This window comes from Streptomyces hyaluromycini, assembly GCF_002217755.1.
Classification (GTDB): domain Bacteria; phylum Actinomycetota; class Actinomycetes; order Streptomycetales; family Streptomycetaceae; genus Streptomyces; species Streptomyces hyaluromycini.
Genome location: NZ_BCFL01000016.1, coordinates 12,852 through 26,886 on the forward strand (window position 1 = coordinate 12,852; position 14,035 = coordinate 26,886).

Below are 14,035 nucleotides of genomic sequence, written 5' to 3' on the forward strand. Positions count from 1 at the left end.
TGACCCCTCCTCCGCACGCCCAGCAGGGGGGCGGGAGGCCGGGTCCCGGGCTGCCCTTCGCGCCGCCACCCCCCTCTCCGCCGACGTCCGGTCCGGGCGCGCCGTTCACGCCCCCGCCGGCGTCAACTCCCGGAGCACCGTTCACCCCGCCGCCCACGTCAACACCGGGGGCTCCCTTCACCCCTGCGCCCACCGCCACGCCGGGTGCGCCGTTCACCCCGCCGGCGGCTTCGGGGCCGGGCGCTCCGACGCCGGGCGCTCCGGCCACGCCGCCGCCCGTTACGACGCCCGGCGCGCCGTTCACGCCCCCGCCGGCGTCAACTCCCGGAGCACCGTTCACCCCGCCGCCCGCGTCAACACCGGGGGCTCCCTTCACCCCTGCGCCCACCGCCACGCCGGGTGCGCCGTTCACGCCGCCGGTGCCGAGCGCGGACGCCGGGGCACCGGCCGCCCCGCCCACAGCACCGTTCACCCCGGCCGCCCCGCCCGCAGCGCCGTTCACTCCGCCCGCCCCGCCCGCCGGCGGCCCGGCCGCCGTACCTGTGCTGCCGGTCGGTTTCGAGCCGCAGCCGGTCACCGCCGAGGAGCCGACGTCGGAGCCGGAGCCGGAGCCGGAGCCGGACAACGGTGACCTGGAGAGCGGCGCGACGATGCGGTTCTCCGCGGTCGCGATGAAGCGTGAGGTGGCCGAGGCCGCCGAGCAGGCTGCCGCCGAAGAGGCGGACGGGGAAGCCGAATGGGAGGCCGACGTCGTCGCGCTTCCGGTGAGCTCCGAGGTGGAGCCCGAGGACACCGACGAGGCCGACGAGGCGCCTGAGCCGTCCGCGTCGGCCGACGCGGACAGCCACGACGCCGAGGACGCCGAGGACGCCGAGGACGCCGAGGACGCCGAGGACGCCGAGAACGAGGACGGGTATCCGCGCGCCGAGTTCGAGGCCGCCGATGCGGATGCGGATGCCGACGGTACGGCCGAGACGGGCGAGCCCGTCCGGGAAGCCGTCCCGGCGGACGACACGGACGAAGGCGAGTCCCAGTCCCAGGACGCGGCCGTCGTCGACGCCCAGGACGACAACGACGACGAGCACCGCCCCGAGGCCGAGGACGCCGTAGCCGCCGTGGAGCCGGCCGAGCCCCTGGACGCGCCCACCGCCGCACCTCAGGCCGCCGTCCCCACGACTCCGGCCCCGCCCCAGGACGCGCCCCCGGCTCCCGAGGACGCCGTACCCACCGCCTGGACTCCCCCGCCGACGCCCCCGGTGGTGGTCCCGCCGCTGCCTCCGTCGTACCAGCCGGCGACCCCCGCGCCCGCCGCCCAGTGGCCGGTCCAGCCGGCCGCACCGGAGCCGGCGCCCGGTCAGCCCCAGCCCCAGCCCGCCGCCGCGCAGGGTCCGCAGCCGTTCCAGCCGCAGGCACCGCAGCCCGCGCCCGCCGCCTGGAACCAGCCCGCACCCCCGCAGCCCGGCCAGCCGTACGCCCCGCAGCCCCCCGCGCCCGACGCCCAGGGCGGCTACGGCTTCCCGCAGCCGGGCGTCCCCCTCCAGCCGCCGCAGGCACCGGGCGGTTACGGCTTCCCGCAGCCCCCGGCGCCTCCGGTCCAGCCCGGTGGTTACGGCTTCCCGCAGCCTCAGCCGCCGCAGGCCGCCCCCCAGGACCCGCGCGCCGCGCAAGCGCCTCAGGCACCGCCGAGCCCGCAGGCCCCCGAGCCGCAGGCTGCCCAGCCCCAGCCCCAGCCGCCCGTCGACCCCCGGGCCGGTGCCGCCTGGCCGCAGCCCATGCAGCACGACCAGCGGCAGATGACCAACCCCGGTGCCGCGCCGCTGGGTTACACCGCCGCCGTGGAACTGTCCTCCGACCGACTGCTCAACAACAAGAAGCAGAAGGCGAAGAGCGGCCGGCCCGCCGCCGCGTCCTCCCGGTTCAAGATCGGTGGGAAGAAGGAGGAAGCCGAGCGGCAGCGGAAGCTGGAGCTGATCCGCACGCCGGTGCTGTCCTGCTACCGGATAGCGGTGATCAGCCTCAAGGGCGGTGTCGGCAAGACCACCACGACCACCGCGCTCGGCTCCACCCTCGCCACCGAGCGCCAGGACAAGATCCTCGCCATCGACGCCAACCCGGACGCCGGCACGCTCGGCCGCCGGGTGCGCCGCGAGACCGGGGCCACCATCCGTGACCTCGTCCAGGCGATCCCGTACCTCAACTCCTACATGGACATCCGGCGGTTCACCTCGCAGGCCCCGTCCGGCCTGGAGATCATCGCCAACGACGTCGACCCGGCCGTCTCCACCACGTTCAACGACGAGGACTACCGGCGCGCGATCGACGTGCTGGGCAGGCAGTACCCGATCATCCTCACCGACTCCGGCACCGGTCTGCTGTACAGCGCCATGCGCGGGGTGCTCGACCTCGCCGACCAGCTGATCATCATCTCGACGCCGTCGGTGGACGGGGCGAGCAGCGCGAGTACGACGCTGGACTGGCTGTCCGCGCACGGGTACGCCGACCTGGTGTCGCGGTCCATCACCGTGATCTCGGGGGTCCGCGAGACCGGCAAGATGATCAAGGTCGAGGACATCGTGCAGCACTTCGAGACGCGCTGCCGGGGTGTCGTGGTCGTCCCCTTCGACGAGCACCTCTCCGCCGGTGCCGAGGTCGACCTCGACATGATGCGGCCGAAGGTGCGGGAGGCGTACTTCAACCTCGCGGCGATGGTCGCCGAGGACTTCGTACGGCACCAGCAGATGCACGGCCTGTGGACCAGCGACGGAAACCCGCCGCCGGTCGCCGCCCCGCCGATGCCCGGCCGGCCCCTGCCGGGCCAGCAGCACTACGCGCCCGGACAGCCGCAACCGTACGGGCCCGGACAGCCGTACCCCCAGCAGCAGCCCTACCCGCCGCAGCAGCCGTACCCGCAGCAGCCCCCGCAGGGACAGGCGCCGCAGCAGGAGCTGTACGGCCAGCCCCAGCCCGGCGCCCAGCCCTACCCGGCGCAGCCGGCACAGCCGTATCCGCCGCAGCCGCAGCCTGGGTACGGCTACCCGCAGCAGCCCCAGCCCCCGCAGGCCGCTCCCCAGCAGCCGCAGCAGCCGCCCCAGCCCCCGCAGGGGCAGCCGCCGCAGCAGTAGCCGAAACGCCGAAGGGCGGCCGGTGCCTCACCGCACCGGCCGCCCTTCGGCGTACTGCTGAGCCCTCTGCCGGATCAGGCTTCCTCGGCCGCCACCAGCTCCCGGCAGCGCTTGACGTCCTCGGCCATCTGTTCCAGCAGTGCGTCGAGCGAGTCGAACTTGGCCTGGCCGCGGACGTAGGCCAGGAAGTCGACGGCGACGTGCAGGCCGTACAGGTCGAGCCCCAGGCGGTCGATGGCGTACGCCTCCACCGTGCGCTCGGTGCCGTCGAACTGCGGGTTGGTGCCGACGGAGATCGCGGCCGGCATCACCTCGCCCTGGGCGTGCAGGTAGCCGGCGTAGACGCCGTCGGCGGGGATGGCGGTGTGCGGGAGCGTCTCCACGTTGGCGGTGGGGAAGCCCAGCTCGCGGCCGCGCTGGGCGCCGCGTACCACCACGCCCTCCACCCGGTGCGGGCGGCCCAGGATCTCGCGGGCACCCGCCATGTCGCCCTCGGCGACCAGGCGCCGGGTCAGCGTCGAGGAGAACGGCTCGCCGCCGCCCGCCTCCCCGCGCACGAACAGGTCGACGACCTCGACCTCGAAGTCGTACACCGTGCCCTGCTCGATGAGGAACTCGACGTTGCCCGCGGCCTTGTGGCCGAAGCGGAAGTTGGGCCCCTCGACGACGGCCTTGGCGTGCAGCTTGTCGACCAGGACCTTCACCACGAAGTCGGCGGCCGACAGCTTCGAGAACTCGGTGGTGAAGGGGAGGATCAGCACCGCGTCCACGCCCAGCTCCGCCATCAGCTCGGCGCGGGTGTGGTGCGGGGCGAGCAGCGGCGGGTGGCTGCCGGGGCGGACGACCTCGCTAGGGTGCGGGTCGAAGGTGACGACGACGGCCGGGATGCCCAGCTCACGGGCGCGGTCCACGGCATGCCGGATGATCAGCTGGTGACCGCGGTGCACCCCGTCATAAGAACCGATGGTGACGACGCTGCGCCCCCAGTCCTCGGGGATGTCCTCCAAGCCACGCCAGCGCTGCACTGTGACCGCTCCTCGAACCTGTGTCCGTTGTCCCTCTTACGCAGGTCTAAGGGTGCCATGTTTGCCGGACCCGTCTCACACCGGCACGGTCGCTGTGACCGGGCGCACGTGTCCGCGGTCACGCGGGGACCCGCACGCCCGCCAGGTTCCCGAGCATCCGCCGGGTGCTCGGGCCGACCACCGCGGCCCATTCCTGCGGGGTGTCGGTGAGCCAGCGGGCCATCAGGGCGGCGAATCCGGGCACGTGCCGGCCGAGGTCGACCAGCCCGCGGTCGAACAGGGTTGCCCCGTCCGGGGTACGGACGAGCAGCAGCCCGGTCCGCCTGACCAGCTCGCGCATCCCGTCGCCGTCGTCCTCGCGCTGTGCGGCGGCCGCGTGCAGCAGCGCGTCGAGGACGCCCGGGTCCCGCTCACGGTCCAGCAGGAACTCCAGGAGCTCCTGGCGCAGCGGCCGCGAGACGGGGGTGCCGGCCGCGCCGAGTACGGTCGCGAGGGCCGCCCGGACCGGCTCGGGGCCGTCGTCGAGCAGCTCGGTGACCAGCGGCAGCAGGACGGTACGGGCCTCGGTGCCCTGGTCGAGGCGGCGCTCGACGAACCCGGCCACCTGTCCGGCGAGCTCCGGCCGCAGCTCGGCGACCTCCAGCACCAGCTCGGTGATCCGCTGGGCGAGCGCGGGTGTGGTGACGTGGGCGAGGGTGCGCAGCACCTGTGCGGCGTCCGGTCCGCGCAGCCGGGCGCGGAAGGCCTCCAGCACCTCGTCGGGGTGGGTGACCAGGGCCGGGACCAGGGCGGCCGGCGTGAGCTGGTGGTCGCCGGTGGCGAAGTGCCGTAGCGCCTGCGGGAGATGGCGGGCGCGGGTGCCCGGGTCGCGGACCAGCAGGGCGAGGGCGCCGCCGTGCACGGTGCAGTCGGCCGGGCGGGCGAGCAGGGCGAGCGCGGCATAGCGGAGCAGTTCGCGGTCGGGTTCGCTGCGGACGTGCGGGGCGGTGCGCAGCCCGTGGGCCATGGCGGCCACCCGGCGGGCCGGCCGCTCGTCGTGCGCCCAGCGGTCCACGGCCCGGCACACCGCCGACGGCTCGTCCTCGGCGAGTACGGCGAGCAACTCGTCACCGCGCCGGTGCGCCGCGTCCACCAGCACCTCGGTCAGCTCGTCCAGGGCCCGGTACCGATGGGTGTGCAGCAGCGCCTGGGCCGCCGTCGCCACGGTGGCGTGCGGCATCGCGGGCAACGGCCGTTCGTCGTCGAACCACCGGGTGAGATACGGCTGTACGGCGGTGGGGTCGGCGGCCAGCAGCCGGGCCACGGCGTCCAGGTAGCGCGGGACCGTGCCCTCGGGCTCCTCCGCCGGCGGGCGCGTCGGCGGCCGGGTCGGCCGGGCTCCGAAGCGGCCGATGCCCGCGGTCTCCGGCAGCGGCTCGTCGGCGAGCACCAGCCTGCGCAGCAGATCGAAGCGGTCGGCGGCCGGGAGGGCGAGCGCGGTCCAGAAGTCTGGTCCGAACTCGGGTGGTGCGGTGTGCTGTTGGCTCACCACGCGGTCGGCGAGCAGCCGCAGCACCCCGGTGTAGGGGGTCGCGTCGGGCAGCCGCAGCAGGGTCTGGGTGAGCAGGCGCGCGGCCCACCAGGAGCCGGGGTCCAGGTCGAGGGCGTGCGCCAACTCGTCGAGCCGTGGGGCGAGTTGGGTCGGCCCGTAGTCGCGGTCGAGCAGCAGCAGGGCTTGGACGACCGGGCCGGCCCTGTGGTGCGGGACGGGCAGGGGGTGGGCGCCCAGGGGGGTGCGGGGGCGGTGGACGAGGGCGTGCAGGGCCTCGTCCAGGTCCAGATGCATGCCCTGGATCCAGTCGGCGAGCTCCTCGTGGGCGAAGCGGTAGCCGCCGCCGGCGGGTACCAGGAGGCCCTCGGTGAGCACGGCGGAGGCCCAGCCGGAGCCGCCGCCGAGGTGTGCCGGGACGGGCCCCCAGGGGAACACCGCTTCGAACGACTCCCGGTCCAGCTCGCCCTGCCCGGGGCCGAGGCTGCGCCGGGCGGCCTCGTGCACCTGTCCGGAGACCCGGGCGGCGAGGCGTCGTACGGCCGTACCGCGCAGGCCGTTCTCGGCGGCCAGCCGGACCGCGATGCGCAGGCACATCAGGTCGAGGTAGGCGGCGAAGACGTCGTGCCGGTCGATCGGGTCGTCGTCGGCCGGGGCGTCCGGGAGGGCGGCGCGGACCTCGGAGAGCAGGCGCAGGGCGAGCGGGTGGCGGGCGTCGCGCTCGATGAGGGCGTTGTCGGGGATGCCGTAGCGGGAGCGGGCGCGGCGGGCCTCGTCGGGGGTGAGGTCGGTCAGCCGGATGCACGGGGGGTCGCCTTCGGCGCCTTGTCCGTTGCCTGGCCCGTGCCCGTTGCCGTTTCCGTGCAGGAGGTCGGGTGGGAATTCGGCGCCGGCGCGCTCCCAGTACTCCTCGCGGCAAGCCACGAGCAGGCGGGCGCCGGTGTCGCGCAGCCAGTCCGCGGTGCCCTCGGTCCAGGCGGGGAGCCGGTGGGCGAGGAACGGGGGCATCTCCTCGGGGCCGTCCAGCAGGAGGAGGAGCGGGCGGCCGGCGCGGACGGCGAGGCGGGCCAGCCGCTCCACGGTCAACTCACCCAGGTCGCCGGGGAGTTGGGAGCGGGAGGCGGCGACGATCCGGACCGCGCGTTCCAGCGAGCGGCGGGCCGCGGAGGCGACGGAGTCGTCGGCGTCCTTGAGGTCGGCGCCGCGGAGCCAGAGGGTGGGGGCGGGGTGCGCTTCGCGGTTGCGGCGGGCGGCGAGGGCGGCGAGTTCGGTGGTGCGGCCCGTTCCGGGGGCGCCTACGAGGGCCAGGACGGTGCCGGTGCCGGTGCCTTCGGCGAAGGCCGACAGTTCCCTTGCGGTGGTCGAGCGTTCGACTGGTTGCACGGGGTCGGTGTATTCGCCGGTGAGTGCCATGAAAGGTGGTGGAGCGGCTGCGGGTGCGTGGGGGCCGGTCGCGCAGTTCCCCGCGCCCCTTTGGGGCGCTCCAGCGCGGGGCGCTGCGGTGCGGGGCGTTCCGGGGTGGGGGGCTGACGTGTGCGGGGGTGTCATGCGGGGGGCCGTGCGGCCTACGTAGCCGGCCAGGGCTCCTGGGGGGCCGTCCTGGCCCACGGACGTGGCCGTCAGTTCCAGGACGCCCGCCAGATTCAGGTCGATGCCGTAGGCCGGGACCGTCGCCGCGTTGGTGGCCAGGAGGTCGGCCAGGGGGCCGCTGCCGGGGTGGTGGAGGGGGACGGCGAAGCCCACGTCCCGCTGGCCGGACTGGAGGGCGGTACCCAGGACCGCCAGGACCGCGCCGGTCTCCGCGTCGAGGACCGGTCCGCCGGCCGCCCCGCCGCCCAGTCGCAGCGCGTCCCGGCCCGCCGTGCCGATCGCCAGCTCCAGGGCGTCTTCGAGGAGATGGAAGCGGTCGGTGGCGGTGTACGTCACCTGGGTCGCGGCCAGTACCCGGGCCTCGCGCCAGCGGTCGGCGGCGATCCGTACGTAGGTGCCCGCCGGGATGCGTTCCCGTACGGTGATCGGGAGCGGGTCCACGGCCAGGCCCTCGGTGCGGACCAGGGCCAGGTCGAAGGCGGGCAGCGGGACCACGGCGTCCGAGCCGACCACGCAGGTACGGTCCCCGGCCGCGTGCAGCACGATCCGGGCGAGGCCGTCGACGGCCTCGTGACTGGTGATGAGCGTGCCGTGATGATCGGCCAGGAAGCCGGTGCCGCGCGGGCGCCCGGCGAGGTCGCGGACCCGGACCAGCCGCTCGTCGAGCCCCGGTGCCGTTTCCTTCTCCGCCTCCCGCGTACCGTCCGCCGTCCGGCGACCGCTCCCGGTCCGCGGGCCGCGTACCGCCATGATCGAACCTCCCCGCCCGTACACCCGTGCCCAAGGGCCTGTCCGGCGGACCCAGCCGCAGACGCGGGCTGTGCCACGCCCATCTGCCGCGTTGTCGTCGATTTCCTGCGACTGGATCCGCCGGACAGGCCCTTGTCTTCGACCGTAGGGGCGAAATGATCAGCGGGACAGAGCGGGCGGTGAACGCGCCCCCCTCTGCTCCCCCGGTTCACTCCGAGCGCCTGCTCGGTCGGGTGAATAGGCCGGGGCGGGTGGATACACCCTAGGGGTGGGGGGAACCGAGGGGGGACCGTGGAGCGGCGGCGGCGCCAGACCCCGTGGTCGCCGCTCCACGGGCAGGGCCCAACGGGCCCAGCGGGCTCAGGTGAAGACGGCGAGGCTCTTCGCCTTGCCCTTCTGCTCCTCGACGAGCGCCAGGAAGCGGCCCTCGGGGTCGAACACGGCGACGGGGCCGGTGCCCGCGTACTCGTCGGGCATCTCCAGGCGCACGCCGTTGACGAGCAGGCGGGCCCGCCTGTCGTCGACGTCCCAGCGGCGGAACGCGGCCCCGGCCGCCTCCGCGATCGGCATCACGGTCAGCTCCTGCTGGAGCTGGTCGAGGGTGCGCGCGGAGTCCAGCTTGTACGGCCCGACGCGGGTGCGGCGCAGCGCGGTGAGGTGGCCGCCGACGCCCAGGTCGGCGCCGAGGTCGCGGGCGAGGGCGCGGATGTAGGTGCCGGAGGAGCAGACGACGGAGACGACCAGGTCGAGGACGGGGGTGCCGTCCTCGGCGACGGCGTCCCGGACGTCGTACACGGCAAACGACGAGACGGTCACCGGGCGGGCCGGGATGTCGAAGTCCTCGCCGTCCCGAGCGCGCTTGTACGACCGGACACCGTCGATCTTGATGGCGCTGACCTTGGACGGCACCTGCATGATGGCGCCGGTCAGCTTGGCGATGCCGGCGTCGACGGCCTCGCGGGTGACCTCGGAGGCGTCGGTGGACGAGGTGAGCTCGCCCTCCGCGTCGTCCGTGATGGTGTTCTGGCCGAGGCGGATCGTCCCCAGGTACTCCTTCTCGGTGAGGGCGAGATGCCCGAGGAGCTTCGTCGCCCGCTCAAGGCCGAGAACGAGGACGCCCGTCGCCATGGGGTCGAGGGTGCCGGCGTGCCCGACGCGCCGGGTGCGGGCGATGCCCCGCATCTTGGCGACGACGTCGTGCGAGGTGAAGCCCGACGGCTTGTCGACGATGACAAGGCCGTCGGGCGGGGTGGGCTTGCTGGTCATTCGGTGGCGTCGTCCGTCTCGTCGGCCTCGGCAGCGATCTCCGCCTCGCCGTCGGAACCCGGCTTCTTGTACGGGTCGGCCTCACCGGCGTAGTCGGCGCCCGCGGAGGCCTCGCGGACCTTCTGGTCGGACTGGCGCGCCCGGTCGAGGAGGTCCTCGATGTTCCGGGCGGTGTCCGGCAGGGCGTCCGCGACGAAGGCGAGGGTCGGCGTGAACTTCACGCCGGCGGCCCGGCCGACCTCCGACCGGAGAATGCCCTTGGCGCTCTCCAGGCCGGCGGCAGCGGCCTTCCGCTCCTCCTCGTCGCCGTACACCGTGTAGAAGACGGTCGCCTCCCTGAGGTCACCGGTGACCCGGGTGTCCGTGATGGTGACGTGAGTGCCGAGCCGCGGGTCCTTGATCCCGCGCTGCAGCTTCTGGGCCACCACCTCTCGGATGAGGTCCGCCAGCCTTTTAGCCCGCGCGTTGTCGGCCACTGGTCCGTCTCCCGTTCTTTCTTCTTGTCGTTCTCAGGTCTAGTCGTCGTCGCCGTGGAAACGCCGTCGCACGGACAGCAGTTCCACCTCGGGGCGGCCGGCGACCAGCCGTTCGCACCGGTCGAGTACGTCGGTCAGGTGCGCGGCGTCGCCGGAGACCATGGCAAGGCCGATGCCGGCCCTGCGATGAAGGTCCAGGTGGTCCACCTCGGCCGCGCTCACGGCGTACTTCCGCTGGAGTTCGGCGACGATCGGGCGGACGACGGAGCGCTTCTCCTTGAGCGAGTGGATGTCGCCGAGGAGGAGGTCGAAGGACAGGGTCCCCACGTACATGTATGTATCCGGTTAACCCGCCGGTACGGGATCGATGGCCCTGTCAGGAACGGTACCCCGTCCCTGCCGGGGGCTCGACCGACTTTCCTCAGCCGTCACGGGGCTTGGCCCCGGGCCCCGGCCCCGCCCGCCCACCACCCGACTCGGTGGGTTGAGAGGGTGGCCCTTCGGTCGAAGCCTTCTCGGCCGACCGAGTCGGGTGGTGGGCGGGCGAAGGCCCGGGGTCCGGGGCTAAGCCCCGTGGCGGTCGCATCCCGACGGGAAAAGTACCGGCCGACGGTACCGAAGTCCCGTCGGCCGGCTACCAACCGTAGGCCTTACACCCGCGGCTTCTCCCGCATCTCGTACGTCGCGATGACGTCGTCGATCTTGATGTCGTTGAAGTTGCCGAGGTTGATACCGCCCTCGAACCCTTCGCGGATCTCGGTGACGTCGTCCTTGAAGCGACGCAGGCCCTCGATGTTGAGGTTCTCCGCGATGACCTTGCCGTCGCGGATGAGGCGCGCCTTGGTGTTGCGCTTGACCTCGCCCGAGCGGATGAGGACACCGGCGATGTTGCCCAGCTTGGACGACTTGAAGACCTCGCGGATCTCCGCCGTACCGAGCTCGACCTCCTCGAACTCCGGCTTCAGCATGCCCTTCAGGGCCGCCTCGATCTCCTCGATCGCCTGGTAGATGACCGAGTAGTACCGGACGTCCACACCCTCGCGCTCGGCCATCTGCGCCGCGCGGCCGGCCGCGCGGACGTTGAAGCCGATCACGATGGCGTCGGAGCCCATCGCCAGGTCGATGTCGGACTCCGTGACCGCACCGACGCCGCGGTGCAGGACGCGGATGTCGACCTCTTCGCCGACGTCCAGCTGGAGCAGGGAGGACTCCAGGGCCTCGACGGAACCAGAAGCGTCACCCTTGATGATGAGGTTGAGCTGCTGGACCTCGCCGGCCTTGAGCACCTTGTCCAGGTCCTCCAGCGACACGCGGCGCGTGCGCTTGGCGAACGCGGCGTTGCGCTCGCGGGCGGCACGCTTCTCGGCGATCTGTCGGGCCGTACGGTCCTCTTCGACCACCAGGAAGTTGTCGCCCGCACCCGGGACGTTGGTCAGGCCCAGGACCTGGACCGGCGTCGACGGGCCGGCCTCGGCCACGTTGTTGCCGTTGTCGTCGAGCATCGCCCGGACGCGGCCGTACGCGTCGCCGACCACCATCGTGTCGCCGACCCGCAGCGTGCCTCGCTGGACGAGGACCGTCGCCACGGCACCGCGGCCGCGGTCGAGGCGGGACTCGATCGAGATGCCCTGCGCGTCCTGGGCCGGGTTGGCCCGCAGGTCGAGCGAGGCGTCCGCGGTCAGGACGACCGCTTCGAGCAGCTCGTCGATGTACAGACCCTGCTTGGCGGAGATGTCGACGAACATGGTGTCGCCGCCGTACTCCTCGGCCACCAGGCCGTACTCGGTCAGCTGACCGCGCACCTTGGTCGGGTCGGCGCCCTCGACGTCGATCTTGTTGACCGCGACGACGATCGGGACGTCGGCCGCCTTGGCGTGGTTGAGCGCCTCGACCGTCTGCGGCATGACGCCGTCGTTGGCCGCGACGACCAGGATCGCGATGTCGGTCGACTTCGCACCACGGGCACGCATGGCGGTGAACGCCTCGTGACCCGGGGTGTCGATGAAGGTGATCCTGCGCTCTTCGTCGTTGACCTCGGTCGAGACCTGGTAGGCACCGATGTGCTGGGTGATGCCGCCGGCCTCGCCCGCGATGACGTTCGTCTTGCGGATGGCGTCGAGCAGTCGGGTCTTGCCGTGGTCGACGTGACCCATGACGGTGACGACCGGCGGGCGGACCACCAGGTCCTCCTCGTCGCCCTCGTCCTCGCCGAACTCGATGTCGAAGGACTCGAGCAGCTCGCGGTCCTCCTCCTCGGGGCTGACGATCTGGACCGTGTAGTTCATCTCGCCGGCGAGGACCTCAAGGGTCGCGTCGGAGACGGACTGCGTGGCCGTGACCATCTCGCCGAGGTTCATCATGACCGCGACGAGGGACGCCGGGTTGGCGTTGATCTTCTCCGCGAAGTCGGTGAGCGACGCGCCGCGGGAGAGACGGATGGTCTCGCCGTTGCCGCGCGGCAGCATCACGCCGCCGACGCTCGGGGCCTGCATGGCCTCGTACTCCTGGCGCCTCTGCCGCTTCGACTTGCGACCGCGACGCGCCGGACCGCCGGGACGGCCGAAGGCGCCCTGCGTGCCACCACGGCCGCCGGGACCGCCGGGACGACCGCCGAAGCCGGGACGACCGCCGCCGCCACCGCCACCGGGACCGCCGCCGAAGCCGCCGCCACCGCCGCCGGGGGCACCGCCGGGACGACCGGCGAAGCCGCCGCCACCGCCCGGACGCGCGCCACCGCCGCCACCGGGACGACCGGCGAAGCCGCCGCCACCGCCGGGACGACCGGCGCCGCCGCCGGGACGACCCGCACCGGCGCCGGGACCGCGACCGCCGCCACCGGGGCCGGGACGCGGGCCGGCAGCGGGACGCTGCGGCATCATGCCGGGGTTCGGACGCGGACCCGCGGAACCGCCGCCGGGACGCGGACCGCCCTGCGGGCGGGGCATGCCGGACGGGCTCGGACGGGAACCGCCGGGAGCCTGCGGACGAGGACCGCCGCCCTGGGCGCCGGGCGCCTGCGGACGGGGACCGGCGCCGGGGGCACCGGGGCCACCCGGGCGCGGACCGCCCTGCGGGCGCGGGGCCTGCGGGCGGGCCATGCCGGTGGAGCCACCGGACGTGAAGGGGTTGTTACCCGGACGCGGACCGGCCGGACGGGCACCGCCCGGACGGGGGGCGCGCTCACCGGGACGCTGGCCGCCGCCCTGGCCCGGACGGGCCTGGCCCTGGCCGGGGGCGGGACGACCGCCGGGGCGCGGGGCGCCCTGACCCGGACGGGGACCGCCGCCCTGCGGACGCTGGCCCTGTGCGGCGGCCGGGCTCGGCGCCGCGGCGGCCGGAGGGGCCGGCGGGGCGGTGAACTCGGGCGCGGCCGGAGCCGGACGCGGCGCGGGCTTGGGACCCGGACGCGGGCCGGAGGCGGCCGGCGCGGGGGTGACCGGAGCCTGAGCCGGGGCCGCGGGCGCCGCCGAGGCGGCGGGTGCGACCGGGGCCGGGGCCGCGGGCTGCGGGGCAGCCGGGCGCGGGGCCGGCTTGGGGGCAGCCGGACGTGCCGCCTGCGCCGGAGAGGGCGCGGCGGGCCTGGGGGCCGCCTTGCGGGGGGCGGGCTTGCCGCCGCCCTGGAAGGCGTCGGTCAGCTTGCGTACTACGGGCGCTTCGATGGTCGAAGACGCCGAACGGACGAATTCACCGAGTTCCTGGAGCTTGGCCATGACGACCTTGCTCTCAACCCCGAACTCCTTGGCGAGTTCGTATACCCGGACCTTAGCCACTTCGCTCCTTTTAGGTCCGGGTGCGTCCGGACCGTCGCTACTTCATGGGCGTACTCATCGCGTGCTCATCGAGTGCTCATCGCAATCTCGACCTACTTCCAACTCGCGGGGTACCAGAGCCGCACGGACGTTCCGAACGACGCTTCTTACGGTGTTACTGCTCGACGTACCGGCGCAACGCCTTTACGTCCAGCGGGCCCGGGGCACGGAGCGCCCGCGGGAGTGCCCGGCGGCGCACCGCCTGGTCCAGACAGACCTGGGCGGGGTGTACATATGCACCCCGGCCGGGCAGCGTACCGCGAGGATCGGGGACGCATTCGTCCTCGACCGCCACGATCCGCAGCAGTTCGGTCTTGGCCGCTCGCTGCCTGCACCCCACACAGGTGCGCTCAGGGCATGCGCGGGCACGCGTCCGGCCAGACACTGCTAAGTCTACCTCCCCGCACCGACCTCACCCCTTCGGGGCAAAGATCGAACGACTGTTGTCGTAATCCAAGCGACCTGCGGC

General features: G+C 73.9%; 8 protein-coding genes. 1 reads left to right on the top strand and 7 read right to left on the bottom strand.

Annotation, left to right across the window (positions count from 1 at the left end):
• Window positions 1-419: 419 nt before the first annotated feature.
• Entirely contained in the window at window positions 420-3,122 is a 2,703-nt protein-coding gene (locus SSP29_RS52310) for a MinD/ParA family ATP-binding protein (RefSeq protein ID WP_438363778.1), read from the top strand.
• Window positions 3,123-3,196: 74 nt separating this feature from the next.
• Here the strand turns inward: SSP29_RS52310 and SSP29_RS00150 are convergent, their stop codons facing one another.
• From SSP29_RS00150 to SSP29_RS00180, 7 genes are all read right to left on the bottom strand, one after another.
• A complete protein-coding gene (locus tag SSP29_RS00150) occupies window positions 3,197-4,147 on the bottom strand; it encodes a bifunctional riboflavin kinase/FAD synthetase (protein ID WP_089098393.1) in 951 nt (316 codons plus the stop codon).
• Between the two features lie 118 nt (window positions 4,148-4,265).
• The gene (locus tag SSP29_RS00155; RefSeq protein WP_089098394.1) at window positions 4,266-8,015 is read right to left on the bottom strand and encodes a trypsin-like peptidase domain-containing protein; all 3,750 of its coding nucleotides are present in this window, start codon (window positions 8,013-8,015) and stop codon (window positions 4,266-4,268) included.
• A gap of 360 nt (window positions 8,016-8,375) precedes the next feature.
• Window positions 8,376-9,281 (bottom strand): tRNA pseudouridine(55) synthase TruB, encoded by a 906-nt coding sequence (gene truB, locus SSP29_RS00160; protein WP_089098395.1) that lies wholly within the window; start codon window positions 9,279-9,281, stop codon window positions 8,376-8,378.
• Entirely contained in the window at window positions 9,278-9,757 is a 480-nt protein-coding gene (rbfA, locus tag SSP29_RS00165; protein WP_089098396.1) for a 30S ribosome-binding factor RbfA, read from the bottom strand. The genes truB and rbfA overlap by 4 nt, the downstream gene beginning before the upstream one ends.
• Before the next feature lie 39 nt (window positions 9,758-9,796).
• Window positions 9,797-10,090 carry a DUF503 domain-containing protein gene (locus SSP29_RS00170; protein WP_046732584.1) on the bottom strand — a complete coding sequence of 98 codons (294 nt, stop codon included), beginning with the start codon at window positions 10,088-10,090 and terminating at the stop codon, window positions 9,797-9,799.
• A gap of 317 nt (window positions 10,091-10,407) precedes the next feature.
• Entirely contained in the window at window positions 10,408-13,527 is a 3,120-nt protein-coding gene (gene infB, locus SSP29_RS00175; protein WP_089098397.1) for a translation initiation factor IF-2, read from the bottom strand.
• Between the two features lie 154 nt (window positions 13,528-13,681).
• Window positions 13,682-13,951 (bottom strand): YlxR family protein, encoded by a 270-nt coding sequence (locus tag SSP29_RS00180; protein ID WP_089098398.1) that lies wholly within the window; start codon window positions 13,949-13,951, stop codon window positions 13,682-13,684.
• Window positions 13,952-14,035: the final 84 nt, after the last annotated feature.